Consider the following 20777-nt stretch of genomic DNA (forward strand, 5'->3'; position numbering starts at 1 on the left):
TTCATTATATTAGCTTTTATCCTGGGGCGATATGCCGGATTCACATCATAATAAGGGGCGCAGGCGGCTGCTGCAGGCAACCGCCGCCACCTGGCTGTTAACGCTCAGTCGCATCGGAATGGCGGCGCCGCTGGTGGTGGCCGTGCGCATCTGGCCCGCGGCCAGTTATACCCGCATTACGCTTGAATCCCAGTCCCCCTTGCGCTATCGCCAGTTTGTCCTTGGCAATCCCGACCGGCTGGTGGTGGATATCCAGGATGCCCAGCTTAATTCGGTGCTGAAGGGCGCCGGTCAATTGGTCAGGGAAGAGGACCCCTACATCAGCCGGATACGGGCCGGCCAGTTTGACGATCGCACCGCCAGGATGGTGATCGAACTGAAGCAGCCGGTCCAGGCGCGCTTCCTGGCCCTGCCGCCGGTGGCCGGGTTCAAACATCGTCTCATCATGGATCTCTATCCCCGGGCCGGCAGCCGTTCCGCGCTGCAGGACGATCCGCTGCTGGCGCTGCTGGAGGACTACAATCAGGGCGATCTGGCGCGCAGCCTGCCGCCCGAATCCCAGGCGCCGCGCGCCGGCAAAGCCGGGCGCGACCGGCCGGTTGTCATCATGCTCGACCCCGGCCATGGCGGTGAGGATCCTGGCGCCATCGGCAAGTTCCGCACCCGCGAAAAGGATGTGGTGCTCAAGATTGCCCGCCACCTGCGCGCCTTGATTGACCGCGAGTCCAATATGAAAGTCTATATGACGCGCAATGAGGATGTCTTTATTCCGCTGAAGGTCAGGGTGGCGAAAGCGCGCAAACAGCGCGCGGATCTGTTCGTCTCTATTCATGCCGACGCGTTTACCAACCGCGCGGCACGCGGCGCGTCGGTGTTCGCGCTGTCCACCAAAGGGGCCACCAGCGCCGCCGCGCGTTTCCTGGCGCAAACCCAGAACGCCGCGGACGATATCGGCGGGGTAGGCAAAAGCGGCGACCGCTATCTGGATCATACCCTGTTTGATTTGGTGCAGACCGCCACCATCAACGACAGCCTGAAATTCGGCAAGGCGGTGTTGCATCATCTGGGGACAATCGCGCACCTGCATAAACGCAGCGTGGATCAGGCAGGTTTTGCGGTGCTCAAGGCGCCCGATATTCCCTCCATCCTGGTGGAGACCGCGTTTATCAGCAATGTGGAAGAGGAGCGGCGCCTGCGCACCACGCATTTCCAGCAGCAGGTGGCGCACGCCATCCTGGCGGGCATCAAGGCGTATTTTGCGGCGGGTGGGGTGATCTCGGGCCGGTGAGGCGGCGCGTTTTGCGTAATGCAGACAACAAAAAACCCACCTTAGAGTGGGTTAAGCGCTTTAGCCTGTCATTTTTCAAGAAGTGGTTGCGGGGGCCGGATTTGAACCGACGACCTTCGGGTTATGAGCCCGACGAGCTACCAGGCTGCTCCACCCCGCGTCCGATATACTACATCTGTGAGCAGTCAGATGCTTGCTTCTTTTACTCTTTTTTTTAATTCTTTTCTTAACGTATGACTTTTACTGCTTAATTGGTTGCGGGGGCCGGATTTGAACCGACGACCTTCGGGTTATGAGCCCGACGAGCTACCAGGCTGCTCCACCCCGCGTCCGTGGAAGCGCACTATACTCCGGACAGCCTTTGATGCAACCCCTTTTTGCGATTAATCGCCTGCTATAATGATTTTTGTTTAAAGAGGCGCTTTTTTGCCTGTTTTATAAGCAAAACAGACGGTTGTTTTTGCAATAATGCATTTATCTATTGAACCGCCTTTGCTATCGTTCGCCGTTGATACATAGGCAAATGGAACCGGCATGAGAACGTTATGAACAAACAATGGGCACACTATCTTTTCATTGGCCTGATTTTCGCCATTCTGGCCGGCTGTTCGTCGCGCCCCACCGATCGTGGACAACAGTATAAAGATGGTCTTCTTACCCAGCCGTTCGGGCTGGTCAATGAACCCAATGCCAAGGGGCGACCGGTTAATGCCAAGGACTACGCCGATCAGGTGGCTGAAACGCAATACGCCGCCGCGGGCCTGTATAGCCGCAACAGCGCCAATTTCGACGCCGTCAAGCGCTGGGCCATGGCGGGCGCGGATACCCGCCAGCTCAGCCAGTTCGGCGTCAAGGCCTACCAGATGGAAGGGGTGGATAATTACGGCAATGTACAGTTCACCGGCTATTACACGCCGGTGATTCAGGCCCGCTATACGCCCCAGGGCGAATTTCAGTATCCGCTGTACCGCATGCCGCCCAAGGGCAGGAACCGCCTGCCCGACCGCGCCGCCATCTACGCGGGCGCGCTTGACGGCCGTAATCTGGCCATCGCCTACAGTAATTCGCTGATGGATAATTTTATGATGGAAGTGCAGGGCAGCGGCTATGTGGATTACGGCGACGGCCGGCCGCTCACCTTTTTTGGCTATGGCGGTAAAAACGGACACGCCTACCGCAGCATCGGTAAGATATTGATCGATCGCGGCGAAGTGGCGCGCGAGGATATGTCGATGCAGGCGATTCGCCAGTGGGCCTCGCGCCACAGCGAGACCGAGGTGCGGCAACTGCTGGAAGAGAATCCGTCCTATGTGTTCTTCAGGCCGGTTCCCTTCGCGCCTGTAAAAGGCGCCAGCGCCGTGCCGCTGGTGGCCAAGGCCTCGGTGGCGTCGGATCGCTCGCTGATCCCGGCCGGCACCACGCTGCTGGCGGAGGTACCCCTGCTGGACAACGCCGGCAAATTTACCGGTAAATATGAGATGCGCCTGATGGTGGCCCTGGATGTGGGCGGCGCCATAAAAGGACAGCATTTTGATATCTACCAGGGCATCGGCGCCGAGGCCGGCCACGCGGCGGGTTATTACAACCACTACGGCCGGGTATGGGTATTGAAAGGGTCGCAGGACAGCGCCCCGTTATTCACGGGCGAGAGCCAGGGCCTGACAACCCGGGCCAGCACCGGCCAGGTACAGGTTACCTACGATAATTAGATGCTATTGGCACCGCCAATAAGGTTAGCAAGATGAACGGGCACCCTTCACACGCGTACCAGTCAGACGCGTATCTGCAGCGGTTCGGCGGCACCGCCCGCCTGTATGGCCGGCAGGCGCTGGACGTGTTTTTCCGCGCCCATGTCTGCGTGATAGGCATCGGCGGCGTGGGCTCATGGGCGGCGGAGGCGTTGGCGCGCACCGGCGTCGGCGCCATTACGCTTATCGATATGGATGATGTGTGCGTCACCAATACCAACCGCCAGATCCATGCGCTGCGCGAGCAGGTGGGACAGCCGAAAACCGAGGTCATGGCCGCGCGCATCGCCTCGATCAATCCGGAATGCGTGGTGACCTGCGTGGATGATTTTATTACCGCCGACAACGTCGCGGCCCTGCTCGATCGCGGCTTCGACTATGTTATCGATGCTATTGACAGCGTGCGGCCGAAAGCGGCGCTGCTCTCATACTGCCGTCGTTATAAAATCCCGGTGGTCACCGTGGGCGGGGCGGGCGGGCAAATCGATCCCACCCGCATCGCGGTGGCCGATCTGGCGAAAACCATCCAGGATCCGCTGGCGGCAAAACTGCGCGAGCGGCTCAAGCATGATTTCAACGTGGTAAAAAACAGTAAAGGCAAATTGGGCATAGACTGTGTCTACTCCACCGAGCATCTGGTCTATCCGCAGCCGGACGGCTCGGTGTGCGCGTCGCCTGCCACCGCCGTTGGGCCCAAGCGCATGGATTGCGCCTCCGGCTTTGGCGCGGCGACCATGGTCACCGCCAGCTTCGGGTTTATCGCCGTATCCCATGCGCTAAAAAAAATGCTGGCCCGGGCGGCGCGGGGCGTCAGCGTTTAATATAGCTCTCGGCAATGGCGTTGATCCGCCCGGCGATAGCCGCCAGCCCGCCGGCGCGGCTGACGCTCAGCTCGGCGCGCAGCCCCAGGTCGTCAAACGGCGCCAGGGGATCCCTGTGGGACAGTTGTTCCGGCGTTTGGCCTTCGCTGCCGGCCAGCACCACGGCCAGCAGACCCTTGACGATGCGCCCGTCGCTGTCGGCATAAAAATGCAGCGTACCGTCGCGCAGCCGCTGATGGCCGAGCCAGACGCGGTTTTCGCAGCCCGTCAGTATCGTTGCCGGCGTTTTCAGCGTATCCGGCAGCGGCGGCAGCGCCTTGGCCAGCAGGATAATCTGCCGCAGGCGATCTTCCCAGGTCCGGCAGCCGGCAAAGCGTTGCGTCAATTCCCGCATAGCGATCTCGCCGCCGAAAGGATGGCTGCCCGCTTGATGTTCTGTCATGACGTTATCCCCATCAGAATCAATCCCTCAGCAGGGAGACGGCTTTTTCCACCGACGCGACCAGCCGGTCGACGTCATGGCGGGTATTATAGGGCGCAAAAGAGGCGCGCAGGGTGCCGGATACGCCCAGCGCCGCCATCAGCGGCTGGGCGCAATGCTGCCCGGCGCGCAAGGCAATGCCGTCCTGCGCCAGGATCATGGCGATATCCTGATGGTGAAGACCGGCAAACACAAAGGATAACACACTGGAACCCGGTGCGCGGAACGCGCGAAAACCCGGCAGGGCGGACAGACGTTGCGCGGCGAGGCCGGCCAGCCCGGCGCTGTATTCCTCCGCGGCCGCCAGATCCTGCGTGCGCAGCCAGTCGAGCGCGGCGCCCAGTCCAAGCACGCCGGCGATATTGGGCGTGCCCGCTTCAAAACGCAGCGGCGCCGCCTGCGGAATAAAACCGTCAAAACCCGCCGCGGTCAGCATCTTGCCGCCCCCTTGCCAGGGCGGCATGTCCTCCAGCAGCGCCGTTTTGCCATACAGCACGCCGATGCCGGTCGGGCCATACAGTTTATGGCCGGAAAAAACGTAGAAATCGATATCGGCGTCCCGCACGTCGGGGGGACGGTGCACCGCACCCTGCGCGCCGTCAAGCACGATCGCCGCCTGCGGGTAGCGGCGGACCAGGGCGGTGATGCCCGCCAGATCCGGGCAGGCGCCGGTGACGTTCGACATCTGTGTCACGGCCAGGATACGGGTTTTGCCGTTCAGCAGCCCGGCGAGTTGCGCCGGGTCCGGCAGCCAATCGCGTCCCAGGGGCCATCGAACCACCCGCGCGCCGGTCTGCTGCGCCACCATCAGCCAGGGGATGAGATTGGCGTGATGCTCGGCCTCGCTGACCAGGATTTCGTCACCCGCCCGCAGGCGCGGCCGGGCATAACTTTGCGCCACCAGGTTAATCGCCTCGGTGGCGCCCCGGGTCCAGATAATGCCGGCGGCCGGAGCGCCGATCCAGGCGGCGGCCTTGAGGCGCGCCTGCTCATAACGGGCGGTAAGCGAAACGGCGCCGGGATACTGGCTGCGATGGACATTGCCGGTGCCATGGCGATAAAAGGCGTCGGTGGCATCAATGACCGCGTCGGGCTTCAGGGCGGTGGCGGCGCTGTCCAGATACACCGCGTCATTATCCAGCGCGGGGAAATGACGGCGGAAGGCGGCAAAATCAAATTCGGTCATGGTTACCTCATACACCTTGTTTCGGCAAAGCAGAACTACAGACTTATCCTATTATCGCCGTCTGGAGGGGATAAGTGACAGGATTTAATCCGGTTTTATGGAAAAATGAACAATGCTTGTTATGCTGATTATTATCAGGTAAGCAAAATACCTGCCTGCCTGGAAGCTTAATAACAGAATTAAGTGGTGATTTTTTATTTTTAAAATGAGATTGCAAGGAGATAACGATGAAGAAAACAGCCGCAATGCTATCCGCTTTTTTGTTTGCCCTGACGCTAAGCGCATGTTCAAGCAACTATGTTATGCACACCAACGACGGGCGCACCATCGTGACGTCCGGCAAACCAAAGGTTGATGATGAAACCGGCATGATCGGTTATCAAGACGCCAACGGCACCGAGCAGCAAATCAACAGTTCCGATGTCAAAGAAATGATGAAGGCGCAATAAGCGCCCGTTTTTGCCAAGCCGGACAATACCAAACCCTGCCGCACTTCATGATTGCCGGTTATCAGGCATAAAAAAGCACCGCCTCAGGCGGTGCTACATATTTCACGTATTGGACAGACAGAAAAATGTTCAGTAAGGCTGAAAAGAATAAAAAATAGTCACCTGGCACGATAAGACCGGTTACCGTAAATACCACAGGCCCGAAAGACAGACCAAAAAGGGCAAACACAACACCACACCGCAGGCCAAAAGCTCGCCTGAATGGCAAAATCCAGACTTACCTTTCGTTCCGGCCCGCGTGGTAGAGCGATACTATAGGTATTTGCTGGTGCATCCACAACGGACAAATTATAATGTCTCGGATAAAAAAAACTAATAGGTCAATTCTTCGTGCCCATCTTACTTGCCACCGGCGCAGAAAAGCGTCTCGCCCATGTCTAAACGCTTACCGCCGCTAAATGCCTTGCGGGTATTTGATGCCGCCGCCCGTCATTTAAGCTTTACCAAAGCGGCCGAGGAGCTGTTCGTCACCCAGGCGGCCGTCAGTCACCAGATCAAGTCCCTGGAAGATTTCCTTGGGTTGAAGCTGTTTCGCCGCCGTAACCGATCGCTGTTGCTCACCGAGGAAGGACAAAGCTACTACCTGGATATCAAGGAAATTTTCTCGGCGCTCATCGACGCCACGCGCCGGCTGCAATCGCGCAGCGCCAAAGGCGCGTTAACGGTCAGCCTGTTGCCCAGTTTCGCCATTCAGTGGCTGGTGCCGCGTTTATCCAGCTTCAATAGCGCCTGGCCGGGGATTGATGTCCTGATCCAGGCGGTGGATCGCGAAGAGGACAAACTGGCCGATGACGTTGACGTCGGCATCTTTTACGGCCGCGGCAACTGGCCCGGGCTGCGGGTGGAAAAACTGTATGCCGAATATTTGCTGCCGGTCTGTGCGCCCGCCCTGCTGAGTGGGGCGCACCCGCTGAAAACGCCCGGGGATTTAGCCTATCATACCCTGCTGCATGATGCGTCGCGCCGGGACTGGCAGGCCTATACCCGTCAGTTGGGGCTCACTCATCTTAACGTGCAGCAGGGGCCGATTTTCAGTCACAGCGCCATGGTACTGCAGGCCGCCATCCATGGTCAGGGGGTGGCGCTGGCCAATAATGTCATGGCGCAGACGGAAATCGAGGCGGGCAGGCTGACCTGTCCGTTTAACGACGTATTGGTCAGTAAAAACGCTTTTTATCTGGTTTGTCATGACAGCCAGGCGGAAGTGGGTAAAATAGCCGCCTTTCGCCAATGGATCATCGGGCGCGCGGCGAGCGAACAGGAAAAATTCCGTTTCCGTTATAATAACGGTCATACGGTTGAATCCGAATAAATATCACAAAAATAACACCCTAATCAGGATTAATACGATGCGTAGTCGCGCTATGTTGGTATTTGCCGCCGTCAGTGGTCTAATCTATGTCGCCCTTGGCGCTTTCGGCGCCCATATCCTTAGCCAGACGCTGGGCGAGCTGGAATTGGCCTGGCTGAAAACCGGCCTGGAGTATCAAGGATTTCACACCCTGGCCGTGATGGCGCTGGGGGTTGCCATGCAGCGTAACGCCAGCGTGTGGTTTTACTGGAGCGGTGCGCTGCTGGCCATCGGTATTGTCCTGTTTAGCGGCAGCCTCTATTGCCTGTCGCTGTCGCATCTGCGTCTGTGGGTTTATGTTACGCCGATAGGCGGGGCCTGCTTTGTGGCGGGTTGGACGTTAATGTTAATTGGCGCGCTGCGTCTGAAGAAAAAGGCCGATCGCCGTGAATAAAGTTATTTTATATTGCCGACCCGGATTTGAAAAAGAGTGCGCCTCGGAGATTACCGAAAAAGCCGGCGCCCTGGAAATCTATGGTTTTGCGCGGGTTAAGGACAACAGCGGCTACGTGATCTTTGAATGCTATCAGCATGAAGAAGCAGACCGGCTGATCCGCGAGCTGCCGTTTCGCGAGTTGATCTTTGCCCGGCAAATGCTGCTCACCGGGGAATTGCTGCGCGATTTGCCGGTGGACGACCGCATCACGCCGATAGTCGGCATGCTGACCGGCGCGGTGAAGGGCGCCGGCGATTTGCGGGTGGAAGTGCCGGATACCAATGAAAGCAAGGAACTGATGAAGTTCTGCCGCAAATTTACCGTGCCGCTGCGCGGGGTCCTGCGCGCGCAGAAAATACTGGCCGTGCGGGAAGAGCCGTTCCGTCCGGTGATCCACGTGTTTTTTATTGCCCCGGGCTGCTGTTATGTCGGGTATTCCTATAGCAATAACAACTCGCCGTTTTATATGGGCATCCCGCGCCTGAAATTCCCGTCCGAGGCGCCGAGCCGTTCCACGCTGAAGCTGGAAGAGGCATTTCATGTTTTTATTCCACGTGATGAATGGGATGAACGGCTGGGCAGCGGCATGTACGCGGTGGATCTGGGCGCCTGCCCCGGCGGCTGGACCTATCAGCTGGTCCAGCGCAGCATGATGGTGCATGCGGTGGATAACGGCGACATGGCGGAGAGCCTGATGGCGACCGGGCAGGTCATCCACCACCGCGAGGATGGATTCAGGTTCGAGCCGCCGCGCAATAATGTGTACTGGCTGGTCTGCGATATGGTGGAAAAACCGGCGCGGGTGGCGCAGTTGGCCGCCGATTGGCTGGTCAAGGGGTGGTGCCGCGAGGCTATCATCAATCTTAAGCTGCCGATGAAAAAGCGCTACGAGGAAGTGAGCCAGAACCTGGCGCTGCTGCGCGCGGCCCTGAAGGAAAATGATATTCATTCCGAGGTCCACGCCAAGCAGCTTTACCACGATCGCGAAGAGGTGACGGTGCATATCCGCCGGTTCTGGAGCGCGGTGCCGGGACGGCGGGACGAACGCTGAAGCCCGGGGTCAAGTTAATCATTATTCTCGCTCACCATGGCGTCGTCAGGCCGGCCCCGGTCTTCCCAACGCAGGCGAGGGTGGCGGATTAAACCCAGGCGGCGTCGGTTATAACGGCCTTGTACCCAATCTTAATTGCTGCAGATTGCCATCCAGATGGATGCCGGTATCAAGCGTCGCCACCTGTTGGCAGGTAAAGGCTATTTCCCGCTGCTGTTCGAGCCTGGCGCGCCACTTGCCGCCCAGTTGATCCAATTGCTGATACAGCGCGGCTAAGGATCCGGCCTGGCCGATTAGCAGGGCGGCGGTTTTGGGACCGATGCCGGTGACGCCCGGGATTTTGCTGCCGCTGATGCCGGCCAGGCCCCAGTAATCGGTAAGCTGCCGCGGCTGTACGCCAAAGGTATGGGTGACGAACGGCATATCCAGCCAGCGTTTCTGGAAATAATCACGGATTTGAATCGACGGCGACAGCAGTTGGCAATATCCCTTGTCGGTGGAAACCAGCGTCACGCGGTGGCCCGCCGCGGCCACTTTGCATGCCAGCGTCGCGGCAATATCATCCGCTTCATAGCCCGCCGCCTGCCAGCTGGATACGCCCGTTCGGGCAAAAGACTGTTTGATGTCCGGCAGCAGGAGCCGCAAATCCTCAGGCATCGGCGAGCGGCCGCCCTTATAGCCTGGCAACCGTTGGTGCCGCCAGCTCTCATGACGTTCCTCATCGTCGAATACCGCCACCGCGTGAGTCGGCGCGCTGTGCAGGATTAACTGCTGCAGCGCATGCAGGCAGGAGGCCGCGCAGGACGCTCCCTGCACCGCGTGGATGCGGCGTATCAGGTTTAACGCATCGACAATCAATAAGTGAACCGACATGGCATACCGTCCTGATCATTTACCGGCGCGGCGGCAAGCCGGGCCGGTAAGCCGTGGTGCCGCCCTGCCGGGCCGCGAGGCGCGGGATTAAATACAAATCTCGTAGCAGGGGATATAAGCGCTGCCGGGCAGCTTCATCCGGTGCTGGGCGACAAAACCCTGCAACAGGGCGTCCATGCGTTTCATGATGGCCGGGTCGCCATGCAGCTTATAGGGACCGTACTGCTCAATCAGGCGGATGCCGGTTTCCTTGACGTTGCCGGACACGATGCCCGAAAAGGCCCGGCGCAGCGCGGAGGCCAGCTGTTCGGCCGGCTGGTCGCGATGCAGGTTCAGGTTGGCCATATTTTCATGGGTCGGGTCGAACGGATGCTGCAGGTCCGGCGCGATGCGCAGCGACCAGTTAAAGCTGTAGGCGTCGCCGGTGTTGCGACGGTTTTCCTTCACTTCCGGCATCGCTTTTTTCATGCGCCGGGCCACTTCGGCGGCATCGTCGATAATGATGGTGTAATACCGGCGGGCCTGCTCGCCCAGGGTGCTGACAATAAACTCGTCCAGGACCCGGAAATAATCGGCGCTGATGCCGGGACCGGTCAGGATCAGCGGCAGCACCTGGTGTTTATTCTCCGGGTTCATCATGATGCCGAGCAGGTAAAGCAGCTCTTCGGCAGTGCCCACGCCGCCGGGGAAGATAATGATCCCATGGCCGATACGCACGAAGGCTTCGAGGCGTTTTTCGATATCCGGCATGATAATCAGCTCGTTGACCAGCGGGTTAGGCGGCTCGGCGGCGATAATAGAGGGTTCGGTCATGCCGATAAAACGCCCTTCCTTGTAGCGCTGCTGGGCATGGCCCACGGCCGCGCCTTTCATGGGCGCCTCCATGGCGCCCGGACCGCAGCCGGTGCAGATATTCAGCTCGCGCAGGCCCAGCTGGCTGCCGACATTGCGCGCATAAAGATATTCGGTTTCATTGATGGAATGCCCGCCCCAGCAGACGATCATGTTCGGCGCCTCGCCCACGTGCAGGCCGCGGGCGTTGCGCATGATGGAAAACACCAGGTTGGTGATATGGACGGAGTTTGTCATGTCCAGGTGCTGATGATGGCCGGCGCTGACAATCTGGCCGTTGACGAACAGGATATCGCGCAGCACCGCGAACAGGTTCGCCTGCAGCGAGCGGATAATCCGGCCGTCGACAAAGGCTTCCTCGGGCGGGTTGACCAGCTCGAGCTTGACGCCGCGCTCGCGGCGCAGCACGTTGATATCGAAATCCTGATAGCGGGCCAGCAATTCCTTGCTGCTGTCAGTCTGGCTGCCGGAATTGAGCACCGCCAGCGAACAGTTGCGGAATAAGCGGTAAAGATCGCTGCTGGCGGTACGCTTGAGCATATCGACTTCGAGTTGTGACAATAAATCCATTGAGCCAAGGGGGCTGATATGCGTAATCAATATAACTCCTTGTGTGCGACTCGGCACAAAATGCAAACAGACAGTCGACGCGGCCGCCGGAGCGCACGATGGCGGCGCGTTCGCTGTTTTCTAGTCAGGTTAACCATAATAATATCGGCGCGGTTTTACCAACGGTCCGCGCCAAAATGCCTCTGAGTTGCGCGCCTGCGCGCATTATTGCCGCGCCAGGCGGCTTTTTGACGGGACAAAATCCGTATTGCTCCGCCAGGGATTGATGTCCAGGCCGCCGCGCCGGGTATAGCGCGCGTACACCGCTAAGCGCTCCGGCCGGCAAAAACGCATCAGATCGGTATAAATCCGCTCCACGCATTGCTCGTGAAATTCATTATGCTGGCGAAACGATACCAGATAACGCAGCAGGGCTTCGCGATCGATACGCGGGCCCCGGTAGCTGATTTGGACGGACCCCCAGTCGGGCTGGTGGGTAATCAGGCAGTTGGATTTCAGCACGTGGCTGACCAGGGTTTCGCTGACCGGCTGGGCGCCCGCGGCGGCATTCTTCAGCCAATCGGCGTTGAAGGCGTAGTCATCGATGGCGATGTCCTGCTCGTCGATGCACTCGCCGGTAAAATCGGCAACCGGCTGATTTGTCAGCTCGCCGAGCCTGAACAGCGTAACGCCCACTTCGCCCACGGCGCACCGGGCGAGATCGCGGGTTAATATTTCCCGCACCGTGGCCCAGTCGGCAAACCGGGTTTGATTGAAACTGTTAAGATAGAGCTTAAAGCTTTTGGATTCAATCAGGTTAAGGCTTTGCGCGTTCAGGATGACTTCACCCATTGCGACCTGGGGCAGGCCCTTATCGTTGAGCCATGACAGTTCATAAAGCGTCCAGATATCGGCGCCGTGAAACGGCAGCGCCCGCGCGTCGATGCCCAGCGGCTCGCGATTGAGCGCGCGCGGCACCGCCTGCAGCAGCGTGGCGTCGTACCGGTCGCGATAGGCGGTGGGTTTACCCAGCGTCAAATGATCCAGGGTGTGGCGTTCTTCATTCAAGGACATAATAGAGTATCCGGCATGTTCCGTAGTGCAATGCGCTTAGTGTAACGTAGAGAGTCGTAAGATGAGAGAGAATATGGATTACCAAGTGTCACAGTCATTACAGGATTTCACCCGCCGTTATCTGCGCCACTGGCAGTCTCTCACCGGCCATGGGCCCGCCAGCCAGGCGCTGTATGGCGTTCCTTCTCCCTGCGTGGTAAGCGAGGACGACGGCCGGGTAGTCTGGCAACCGCGCCAGCCGGAAGAGGCGCTGACCCTCGCCGGCGTCGAGCGGGCGATGGACATGCAGCTGCGTCCGGCGGCCTGGGATTTTTATTGCACCCAGCTTGCCGGCGATATGGCCGCCTCTTTCCAGGGCCAACCCCTGGAGCTGCTGCAAGTCTGGAGCGCGGCGGACGGGGTGCGCATCCAGGAAAACCTCATCGGCCACCTGCTGATGCAAAAGCGGCTTAAGCTCCCTCCCAGCGTATTTATCGCCACCACCGACTCCGAGCTCAGCCTGGTGTCTTTATCCAACCTGACCGGCGAAGTCCTGCTCGAAGAAGTCGGCCGGAAAAAAAATACGGTGCTGGCGCCGACGCTGCAGGACTTTTTATCCCGCCTCGATCCCTGTGTTACATGAAAAACCGAGCGGGTTTTGCAACAATGCATGTGAGAGATCTCTTACATTTCATGTAAGACAAAGCTATTAATTCAGGTTTTTTTAATCACTGGAAAGCGGAATTAAACGCTATTAATCAATAAATTAATTAGCAGAATTAACAGTGCGGTGGTAAACAATGTTCGCTATTAACAGTGATCGTCTTGTATAAGCGGTTCGATTAAGCGATCTTACCATTCGGTTCAGGACGCGGCAAACGCCGTTGGTATTGGGCCAGCCTATTAGGGAAGGGCCCAGGACGGGCTGCAACAGGGATGGCTTCATGAAGAGGCCCGGACGATTCAGGATGATGAGCGGGACACCTCCAGGATGGAGAATGTGCGCGGGTCAGGGAGTACCGGCGGGGCGGGAATGCCTGCAGGAAATACGTTGGAGAACGTAGGCGGCTTTCACGGATGGAGATTGCCGACAAGGAGTGTTGCCAAGTTATCGTGAATATAACGCTTATCATGGATGAAGGCAGGGAGCACAACAATAGCGGGATTGCTATAAACGAACCGGGGGTACTGTAGCGATACAGTACCCCCTTTTCTTTGGCGCGCCGGGCATGGCGCGTAGCGTCTTGACAGGCGCTGTCCCTTGACCGTGGTGGTTAAGGGGCGACTTGGCGGTGAAAGCCCTCTGCACACCCGGCGAGGGGGACGTGCTAGCTGAACGGCAAGGGTGCCCACCGCGAGGTGGGATCTGAAGGCAGCTGAAGGCAACATGCTGGCCTAACGAACAGGGATCGGTTTAGGCGAGACAGCGGGATAAGGAGGCAAATATCATCAAAGCCCCAATACTTGCACAGAACGCTGTGACATACAGTGGAGAGGTATAAGCAGGGCGGTCACGCGCATCATCCGGGGAGAGCTATACGTTTGCCATGGTACTACCGAGCGCTGAGAGGCGACGGAATGAACGTACAGAAGTCAGCCGAGGCCCGTAGTAGCGGTGCAAAACCGGCATGGTGAAGGGCTGAACATTTACAACCGTGATCAGGACAGGTTATTTCGATGCGTATTGATGAGGCACAAGCGCAGAATGCCGCGGCCCGGACAGGAGGAAGCGCATAGTATTTGCAAGAGCCTGACGCGGATGCTGAAATGCGCACGGCGCAACCTGAGCAAACGAAAGCGGAACAACCGTTGTCAATCGAAGCGGTGATAACCCGCAGCAACCGGGTGCTGGCCCGTCAGCGGGTGATTGAGAACAAATGCGCGCCGGGTGTAAATACCCTGGGCCTCGGGGAACTCAAAGACTGGCTGAAACGGCTTTGGCCGACGGTCAAAGCGGCCCCGCTGGACGGTAGCTTTATACCGCGGGCGATACGTCGGGTCGAGCTCCCCAAACCTAATGGCGTAGTCAGAGTCCTGGGTATCCCCACGGCCGTGGACCGATTGATCCAGCAGGCCATCCAATAGCACCTCACCCCTTAATATGAGCCTACGTTTTCCGAGTTTAGCTACGGCTTTAGGCCGGGACTCAACGCATGGCAGGCAGTGCGTCAAGCACAGGCCTAAGTGCGAAGTGGTCGGCGCTGCGTGGTGGATAGGGATCTGGAAAAATTCTTTGACCGGGTTAACCACAATATCATGATGTCGAGACGAAGCCGCAAAATCAAAGATGCCAGATTGCTCAAGCCCATCAGGCGGTACCTGGAAGCGGACCTGGTCAATGGTAAGGTGGCGACAAAGCGACGGGAGGGAATGTCGCAGCGCAGTCCGTTATCGCCGTTACTCTGCAACCTGCGATTGACCGACCTTGACCTTGAGCTGGAGCGCAGGGGGCGCCGGTTCCGCCGTTACGCAGATGACTGTAATAATACGTGAGCAGTCGCAAAGCGGGGAAAAGGCGATGAACTCGATAAGCCGGTACCTGTAAAAGCATCTCCATCTGTCGGTAATTCCAAACAAAAGCGCGATGGCCGGGCCCTGAGAGCGCAAGTTCCAGGGATATAGCCTGACGTGGCACAAACGGGTAAAACTGAAGATAGCCGCGAGCAGCGTGGCAAGGCTGAAGGATAAAATCCGCAGCCTGACGACAGGCGACTGTTCAAAAGCGCTGAAAACGGTGATCGGCGGGCTTGCGCCGGTGCTACGAAGGTGGATAAGTTACTGCCGGCTGACCAAAGTCAAAGGGATACTGGACGAAATGGATGGCTGGGTTCGCCGTAAACTGCGTTACTGCTGTGGCGGCACTTGAAAAGGACGAGCAAGCGGGCAAGGATGCTGATGAAAATAGGCCTAGATGAAGAAAGGGCGTGAATATCGGCGACGATCCGACGGGGTCTCTGGTAGAACGCGGGGGCCAGTCATATGAACCACGCGTTAGCGAAGAAAGTGTTCGAGCGCTTAGGACTGTGAACACTGCTGGAGTTGTATAGTGAGTTCCAGCGCTGTAAATGAAGCGCCGTATACGGAACCGTGAGAGGACGGTAGGAGCAATCCCGCCGCCTACTCGATGGCGCGCCGCCTATTACGCAAAGTATTTTGCCGTGCGTTGCCCCCCTGGATTTTCCTGCCGGTTAAAAGAAATTAAATATAATTAAATCTATTAGATATCTATTTATTTGAATTTACCCGCCGGCATCAACCAAACATCAACAAGTGAATGTTTTGTTTATAAAGCCCGCTATTATAATTGTGTTTTTTCTAGAAAAAACAGTACGCTGGCAACCTGATTCGCTCATCTTATAATAATGAGAACTGATTATGCCCATAAATAATGTACAACAAAATTTAAATCATACCCTTTCTTCACTGATGGAAGAAGGTAAAAATAACAATCATTTGCTCAAGAAAGAAATAAGAATTATTTATACAAAAGAGGTCCATGGGGAAATTGAGTCTTTTGAAAAAATGTTTTTAACAAAATATATTCTTCAAGTGAAGAATGATTTCGATGATATAATTGATATAATGGGATTTGATAAGCATTTAAGCAAGTCTATAAATATATTCATTCAAAAATTGGCAGACCCAAGTGAGATACATCCCTCGATTAAATATAATATATATCATGAGCTTAGTAATTGGCTTCTGCAATTAAAATCCCTTAAGAAACCAATATGCGAGACGATAGTAGATGAAGTTAGAAATACGCTCAGCGATCTTGAATATTGTGTTTCCGGTTCACTGATTAGAATCCAACAGACGTGCCATAAAATTAATCTAATCAAAAGTGCAGGGTTGGTTGAAAAACTTGAAAATGAAAAAAACACGATAGCGAATGATGTGATTTCCTGGTTTGTGAGTAATAATCACCAATCTATATCCGTAGCTATGGAAATACATTATGTCAATGCTTATAAATTGATGCTAAACAAAGAACATAACTGGAATCTGGCAAGCTCTGACAGCGATCCTTTCCATGGCGTGCATATGAAAGAAGAAATCAGTGAACTATTTCCACGTTTATTGATAGAGATTAATAATAACTGTCAGGTGCCCGCGCTAATAAAAAAATATGGTGATTGTATTTATGAGCAGCTTGTAAATATTAGTAATAAAAAAGCTAACCATGTTATCGACGGTACTCAATGTTATTTGACTGTAGAAGGATATCGCGCCATCTTTGGCAGCCCAGAGGTTATTTCCCTTAAAATAAATGATTGGGCGATTGTAGAGGAAGGTGATATAGCCGGCCAATATCACTTGTTGCCGAATGCTGAAGGTATTTATATTGCCTTGGCCACGGCGCTTGTGGATTCTGGACAAGCTACATTAAAAAATGAAATTAGCACTCCCGACTTCAGTTTAATGTCAGCGGCCAATATATTTTGGTTTTTAGATAAAAATTCAGATATTCGTAGCCTTGTTACTCTTGAATTATTACAACAAAATAAAATAAGTGGCAAGCAAAGTTCTGAACTTTTGTATTTCGCTATTGATAATACATTAACGGAAAAAGTTTCTTATTTTTTTGACACCGAATGGTTAATAGATATTAAGGATTTTTCCAATAATATTGATAACGAAAAACGTTACAAGGCTTTATTGTTTTGTATAAATAATAATATTTTTAATGAAAAAGATTATGCCGAGTCGATGAACAAATTCGTGATGTATGCCTTGACATATAATGATACCGAGATGGTTAAGAAATTAATAACTAATAATAAGAAAACTTATAACATAAATTACAAAGATCTTCATGGTAAGACAACCTTGTTTTACGCTCTGGAAAATAATATCTCTGTTGAGATAATTGAATTTTTATTGGCAAATAATCTCGATCAAGGTAATGAAGTTCTTGCCCTCGATCAAGCCTTAATTGCGTCCGTTAATAAGAAGCGCCTCGAAGTGGCGCAGGTTTTACTGAAATATGGCGCCAAACTCATGCCTCAGAAGCATAATGGGGAAACTGCGCTGTTTATAGCTATAAAGAACGAAGATATAAACATGGCTAAACTTTTACTGGAACATAGCGCGAGCGCGGACGTCGAGCATGTCAACATGAAGGGAAATGCTCCGTTGACCTTCGCGGTCGCCAGCAATAATTTAGAAATGGTTAAATTATTACTCAGCCATGGCGCTAATATCAATCATGCCGATCTAAATGGAAAAACCGCTTTATTAATTGCCATTGCAGCTAAATATTATGACATGGCTAAAATTTTACTTGAGAATAACGCCTCTGTTCATTTTAAGGATAGAGATGGGTGGGATGCTTTGGTAAATTCAATTTATATGGACGATTTAGATTTAGTGAAGTTGATTGTTGATTACAAACCAGATTTTTATTCAAAAGATCAAGATGGAGTTCCAATGGGTATTTTGATGGCTCTAACCCAAAAACGTTACGATATAATTGAATTTCTTTTAAAAAACAATTTTGATGTGAATGAAATGATAAGTTTGGGCGCCGAAAGACCTTCATTTCCAGCTCAATTCATAGCGATCGAAGCGAATGACATTAAAATTTTCAAGATGTTTATTGATAGCGGTAAGCTAAATTTGAATATGCAAACAGATACCGGCAAAACATCGTTATTATATGCAATTGAAGTGGGAGCAACCGAGATAATAGAACTTTTGTTAAATGAGAAAAAAATCAATTTCAATTTAGAAGATGCATCAGGCGTAAATGCGTTAATGATGGCTGCTAGTAATGATTTGGGTAGTATCGTTGTTAAATTGTTCGAGAAGATTAAGTCCAATACCGATGAAACTGCTTTACCTTTGAAAACGGCTTTTTTCCTGGCAGTGGAAAGTGGACGGTTCGATCAGGTTGAAAACTACGTTAAACAAGATCACTCTTTAATTGATTCGACACAATTAACCGGGAAAACGGCTCTGTATATCGCCAGTCTGACGGGTGATACGCAAATGATTGATTTTTTGCACAAAAAATGTAATGAAGCTGGATTTTGACAATAATATTGCCAAATGAATATGTAGCCCGATAGAGAAGGATAGGGTTGCGATACGGGCAAAGCCGAGACGGTTAAAAGCGGATGCAGGTAATCAAACCGTGCCCGCTGGGCGCAAGTTAAGAAGGGTAAGATGCTTAAAAATCCTGAATGGCGCCTGGTATCGCCTTTCAGGATTATCTCCTCGCTTAGCGTTCGGGCTATTCCACGCATTGTTACAGACGGTCGCGGTCGCCGGTGCCAGCAGCTGTAATTATCAGGCTAACTTTATATGTCATAATTAGTACCGGACAAAGTTAAGTGCTATGCTTTGCCGCTTTGTCAGATCAGGCGCAGCAGTCCTTTACGGGGAGCATACGATGGATTTCCACCAACAGGTTCGCCAGCGGCTGTTTGCCGTTGAGCAGGCGATGCGTTCATTGTCAATATGGCAGCCGCAGCCGCCGGCGCGCGAGGCGTTTGAAAGCCGGGAGCCGTTTTGTATCGATACCATGCGCCCCGAAGAGTGGCTGCAGTGGATCCTGCTGCCGCGTATGCACGCCTTGCTCGATCAGCAGGCGGCACTACCGCGGCGCTTCGCCATCACGCCCTATTTTGAGGAAGCGTTTGCGCACGCTGCCGGATTGCTTACCCAGTTACAGCGGCTGGACGACTTACTTAATATCGATTCCCCCCAGGATCCCCCTACGCAGGCGCCGAAAATTCAGCATGATTGAGATCTGTTACCAGGACGAATATATCGTGGCGGTCAATAAGCCGGCAGGGTGGTTGGTACACCGCAGCTGGCTGGACCGCAAGGAAAAAATAGTGGTGATGCAAACGGTGCGCGACATGCTGGGACAGCATGTCTTTACCGTCCATCGCCTGGACCGCCCCACGTCCGGCGTGCTGTTGCTGGCGCTGTCCAGTGACGTGGCGCGCAGCTTATCCGAACAGTTCGAACAGCACGGGATCAGGAAAACCTACCATGCGGTGGCGCGCGGTTATATGGAAGGCGACGGCGTGATCGATTATGCCCTGACCCAGGAACTGGACAAGATAGCCGACAAATTCGCCCAGCCGGACAAGGCGCCGCAGCAGGCGATAAGCCATTACCGGACGCTGGCGCAGGTAGAAATGCCGGTGGCTATCGGCCGCTATCCCACGTCCCGCTACAGCCTGATGGAACTGCTGCCGCAAACCGGGCGCAAACATCAGCTGCGCCGCCATATGTCCCATTTGCACCATCCCTTGATCGGCGATTCCACCCACGGTGATTTACGCCAGAATCGCGGATTTGCCCGCACCTTTGACTGCGCGCGGTTAATGCTGCACGCCAGCTGCCTGGAGTTAACCCATCCTGTCACCGGGAAACCGTTAAAAATCAACGCCGGCTGGGACCAGACCTGGCAGGATCTGATGGTACGGTTCGGCTGGACCGGTATTATCCCTGACTATGAAAGGGTTGAGTTTCCCGGGGCATCGGGTCAGGATATGGCATCTTCTACGCTGACGGAATGAAAGGGAGTCAAAGCATGGCCCAAGTGGGTATTTTTGTCGGGACAGTCTACGGTAATGCCTTATTGGTCGCCGAAGAAGCGGAAACCCTCCTGGCCGAGGCGGGCCACGAGGTAAAATTATTTGACGAGGGCACGCTGGAGTCCTGGCAATATTATCGGCAACATCATGTGCTGATCGTGACCTCCACCACCGGGCAGGGCAATTTCCCGGACTCCATCGCGCCGCTGTTCCAGGCGGTAAAGGATCATGTCGGCTACCAGCCGGAACTGCGGTATGGCCTGATTGCCCTGGGCGACAGCAGCTATGACAATTTCTGCGGCGCCGGGCATACCTTTGACGCGCTGTTGCAGGAGCAGGGCGCGGTCAGGGTGGGGGAGCTGCTGGAAATCGATGCGCTGGCGCACCCTGAACCGGAGGTGATCTCCGGCCCCTGGGTCAAAAAATGGGCCGAACTGATCAAAAGTTAACGTCGAGCCCCGGCGCGCTATGCCCGCCAACGCCGAACTCAACGCAGTCGTGTTCAAGGGAGAGCGTGCCAATGGGGTCGAATCGGGCGTGGTGTTCCCGCCCGACCGAGGCCCCATGGCGCGGTATGTCCGCCAACGCCGATCTCAACGCAGTCGTGTTCAAGGGAGAGCGTGCCAATGGGGTCGAATCGGGCGTGGTTTTCCCGCCCGACCGAGCGCCCCATGGCACGGTATGCCCGCCAACGCCCATCTCAAAGCAGACATGTTCAAGGGAGAGCGTGCCAATGGGGTCGAATCGGGCGTGCTTTTCCCGCCCGACCGAGCGCCCCATGGCACGGTATGCCCGCCAACGCCGAACTCAACGCAGACGTGTTCAAGGGAGAGCGTGCCGATGGGGTCGAATCGGGCGTGCTTTTCCCGCCCGACCGAGCGCCCCATGGTGCGCTAGGCCCGCCAACGCCGAACTCAACGCAAACGTGTTCAAGGGAGAGCGTGCCGATGGGGTCGAATCGGGCGTGGTGTTCCCGCCCGACCGAGGCCCCATGGCGCGGTATGCCCGCCAACGCCGAACTTAACG

20 protein-coding genes and 2 tRNA genes are annotated in these 20777 nt (G+C 55.1%); 15 read left to right on the forward strand and 7 right to left on the reverse strand.

The window, feature by feature from the left end:
- Positions 1-31 precede the first annotated feature (31 nt).
- The gene (gene amiC, locus ACL2XM_RS26970) at positions 32-1288 is read left to right on the forward strand and encodes an N-acetylmuramoyl-L-alanine amidase AmiC (RefSeq protein ID WP_413732033.1); all 1257 of its coding nucleotides are present in this window, start codon (positions 32-34) and stop codon (positions 1286-1288) included.
- Positions 1289-1371: 83 nt separating this feature from the next.
- Here the strand turns inward: amiC and ACL2XM_RS26975 are convergent.
- Together ACL2XM_RS26975 and ACL2XM_RS26980 are read right to left on the reverse strand one after the other, a co-directional pair.
- Positions 1372-1448 (reverse strand) — tRNA-Met (locus ACL2XM_RS26975).
- A gap of 92 nt (positions 1449-1540) precedes the next feature.
- Positions 1541-1617 (reverse strand) — tRNA-Met (locus ACL2XM_RS26980).
- Positions 1618-1833: 216 nt separating this feature from the next.
- On the opposite strand from ACL2XM_RS26980, the gene mltA reads away from it, so the two are divergent.
- The gene (gene mltA / locus ACL2XM_RS26985; protein WP_410013692.1) at positions 1834-2997 is read left to right on the forward strand and encodes a murein transglycosylase A; all 1164 of its coding nucleotides are present in this window, start codon (positions 1834-1836) and stop codon (positions 2995-2997) included.
- A gap of 32 nt (positions 2998-3029) precedes the next feature.
- Positions 3030-3857 carry a tRNA cyclic N6-threonylcarbamoyladenosine(37) synthase TcdA gene (gene tcdA / locus ACL2XM_RS26990; protein ID WP_410013693.1) on the forward strand — a complete coding sequence of 276 codons (828 nt, stop codon included), beginning with the start codon at positions 3030-3032 and terminating at the stop codon, positions 3855-3857.
- Here the strand turns inward: tcdA and csdE are convergent.
- Complete coding sequence (csdE, locus tag ACL2XM_RS26995; protein WP_410013694.1) at positions 3847-4299, reverse strand: cysteine desulfurase sulfur acceptor subunit CsdE; 453 nt, start codon at positions 4297-4299, stop codon at positions 3847-3849. The genes tcdA and csdE overlap by 11 nt on opposite strands.
- A 19-nt stretch (positions 4300-4318) precedes the next feature.
- Positions 4319-5524, reverse strand: coding sequence for a cysteine desulfurase CsdA (csdA, locus tag ACL2XM_RS27000; protein WP_410013695.1), 1206 nt, complete (start codon positions 5522-5524; stop codon positions 4319-4321).
- A 227-nt stretch (positions 5525-5751) separates the two neighbouring features.
- Between csdA and ACL2XM_RS27005 the strand changes: the two genes are divergently transcribed.
- The 4 genes from ACL2XM_RS27005 (at position 5752) to rlmM (ending at position 8871) form a co-directional block, all read left to right on the forward strand.
- Positions 5752-5973, forward strand: a complete 222-nt coding sequence (locus ACL2XM_RS27005; protein WP_410013696.1) for a YgdI/YgdR family lipoprotein — start codon at positions 5752-5754, stop codon at positions 5971-5973.
- 433 nt (positions 5974-6406) lie between these two features.
- Positions 6407-7345: a transcriptional regulator GcvA gene (locus tag ACL2XM_RS27010; RefSeq protein ID WP_410013697.1), complete on the forward strand. Its 939-nt coding sequence runs from the start codon at positions 6407-6409 to the stop codon at positions 7343-7345.
- A 37-nt stretch (positions 7346-7382) separates the two neighbouring features.
- A complete protein-coding gene (locus tag ACL2XM_RS27015) occupies positions 7383-7778 on the forward strand; it encodes a DUF423 domain-containing protein (RefSeq protein ID WP_410013698.1) in 396 nt (131 codons plus the stop codon).
- Entirely contained in the window at positions 7771-8871 is a 1101-nt protein-coding gene (gene rlmM, locus ACL2XM_RS27020; RefSeq protein ID WP_410013699.1) for a 23S rRNA (cytidine(2498)-2'-O)-methyltransferase RlmM, read from the forward strand. The genes ACL2XM_RS27015 and rlmM overlap by 8 nt, the downstream gene beginning before the upstream one ends.
- Positions 8872-8979: 108 nt before the next feature.
- Here rlmM and xni read toward each other — a convergent pair whose 3' ends face one another.
- The 3 genes from xni to queF all read right to left on the reverse strand — a co-directional run bounded on the left by xni (position 8980) and on the right by queF (position 12219).
- Positions 8980-9744 (reverse strand): flap endonuclease Xni, encoded by a 765-nt coding sequence (xni, locus tag ACL2XM_RS27025; RefSeq protein ID WP_413721337.1) that lies wholly within the window; start codon positions 9742-9744, stop codon positions 8980-8982.
- An 87-nt stretch (positions 9745-9831) separates the two neighbouring features.
- Positions 9832-11196 (reverse strand): nucleotide 5'-monophosphate nucleosidase PpnN, encoded by a 1365-nt coding sequence (gene ppnN, locus ACL2XM_RS27030; protein WP_410013701.1) that lies wholly within the window; start codon positions 11194-11196, stop codon positions 9832-9834.
- Between the two features lie 174 nt (positions 11197-11370).
- The gene (gene queF / locus ACL2XM_RS27035) at positions 11371-12219 is read right to left on the reverse strand and encodes an NADPH-dependent 7-cyano-7-deazaguanine reductase QueF (RefSeq protein ID WP_410013702.1); all 849 of its coding nucleotides are present in this window, start codon (positions 12217-12219) and stop codon (positions 11371-11373) included.
- A gap of 73 nt (positions 12220-12292) precedes the next feature.
- Between queF and syd the strand changes: the two genes are divergently transcribed.
- From syd to ACL2XM_RS27075, 8 genes are all read left to right on the forward strand, one after another.
- Complete coding sequence (gene syd / locus ACL2XM_RS27040) at positions 12293-12841, forward strand: SecY-interacting protein (protein ID WP_410013703.1); 549 nt, start codon at positions 12293-12295, stop codon at positions 12839-12841.
- Positions 12842-13938: 1097 nt separating this feature from the next.
- Positions 13939-14283 carry a hypothetical protein gene (locus ACL2XM_RS27045; protein ID WP_410013704.1) on the forward strand — a complete coding sequence of 115 codons (345 nt, stop codon included), beginning with the start codon at positions 13939-13941 and terminating at the stop codon, positions 14281-14283.
- Positions 14284-14406: 123 nt separating this feature from the next.
- Entirely contained in the window at positions 14407-14691 is a 285-nt protein-coding gene (locus tag ACL2XM_RS27050) for a reverse transcriptase domain-containing protein (RefSeq protein WP_410016737.1), read from the forward strand.
- 175 nt (positions 14692-14866) lie between these two features.
- The gene (locus ACL2XM_RS27055; RefSeq protein ID WP_410013705.1) at positions 14867-15064 is read left to right on the forward strand and encodes a group II intron maturase-specific domain-containing protein; all 198 of its coding nucleotides are present in this window, start codon (positions 14867-14869) and stop codon (positions 15062-15064) included.
- 509 nt (positions 15065-15573) lie between these two features.
- Positions 15574-18234 (forward strand): ankyrin repeat domain-containing protein, encoded by a 2661-nt coding sequence (locus ACL2XM_RS27060; protein ID WP_413732036.1) that lies wholly within the window; start codon positions 15574-15576, stop codon positions 18232-18234.
- 358 nt (positions 18235-18592) lie between these two features.
- Complete coding sequence (locus ACL2XM_RS27065) at positions 18593-18949, forward strand: YqcC family protein (protein WP_410013707.1); 357 nt, start codon at positions 18593-18595, stop codon at positions 18947-18949.
- Complete coding sequence (gene truC / locus ACL2XM_RS27070) at positions 18942-19733, forward strand: tRNA pseudouridine(65) synthase TruC (RefSeq protein ID WP_413729533.1); 792 nt, start codon at positions 18942-18944, stop codon at positions 19731-19733. The genes ACL2XM_RS27065 and truC overlap by 8 nt, the downstream gene beginning before the upstream one ends.
- Positions 19734-19747: 14 nt before the next feature.
- Positions 19748-20200 (forward strand): flavodoxin, encoded by a 453-nt coding sequence (locus tag ACL2XM_RS27075; protein ID WP_410013709.1) that lies wholly within the window; start codon positions 19748-19750, stop codon positions 20198-20200.
- The last annotated feature ends 577 nt before the right edge of the window (positions 20201-20777 follow it).

Origin of the sequence: Sodalis sp. RH20, assembly GCF_047324205.1 — a bacterium.
GTDB lineage: Bacteria > Pseudomonadota > Gammaproteobacteria > Enterobacterales > Enterobacteriaceae > Acerihabitans.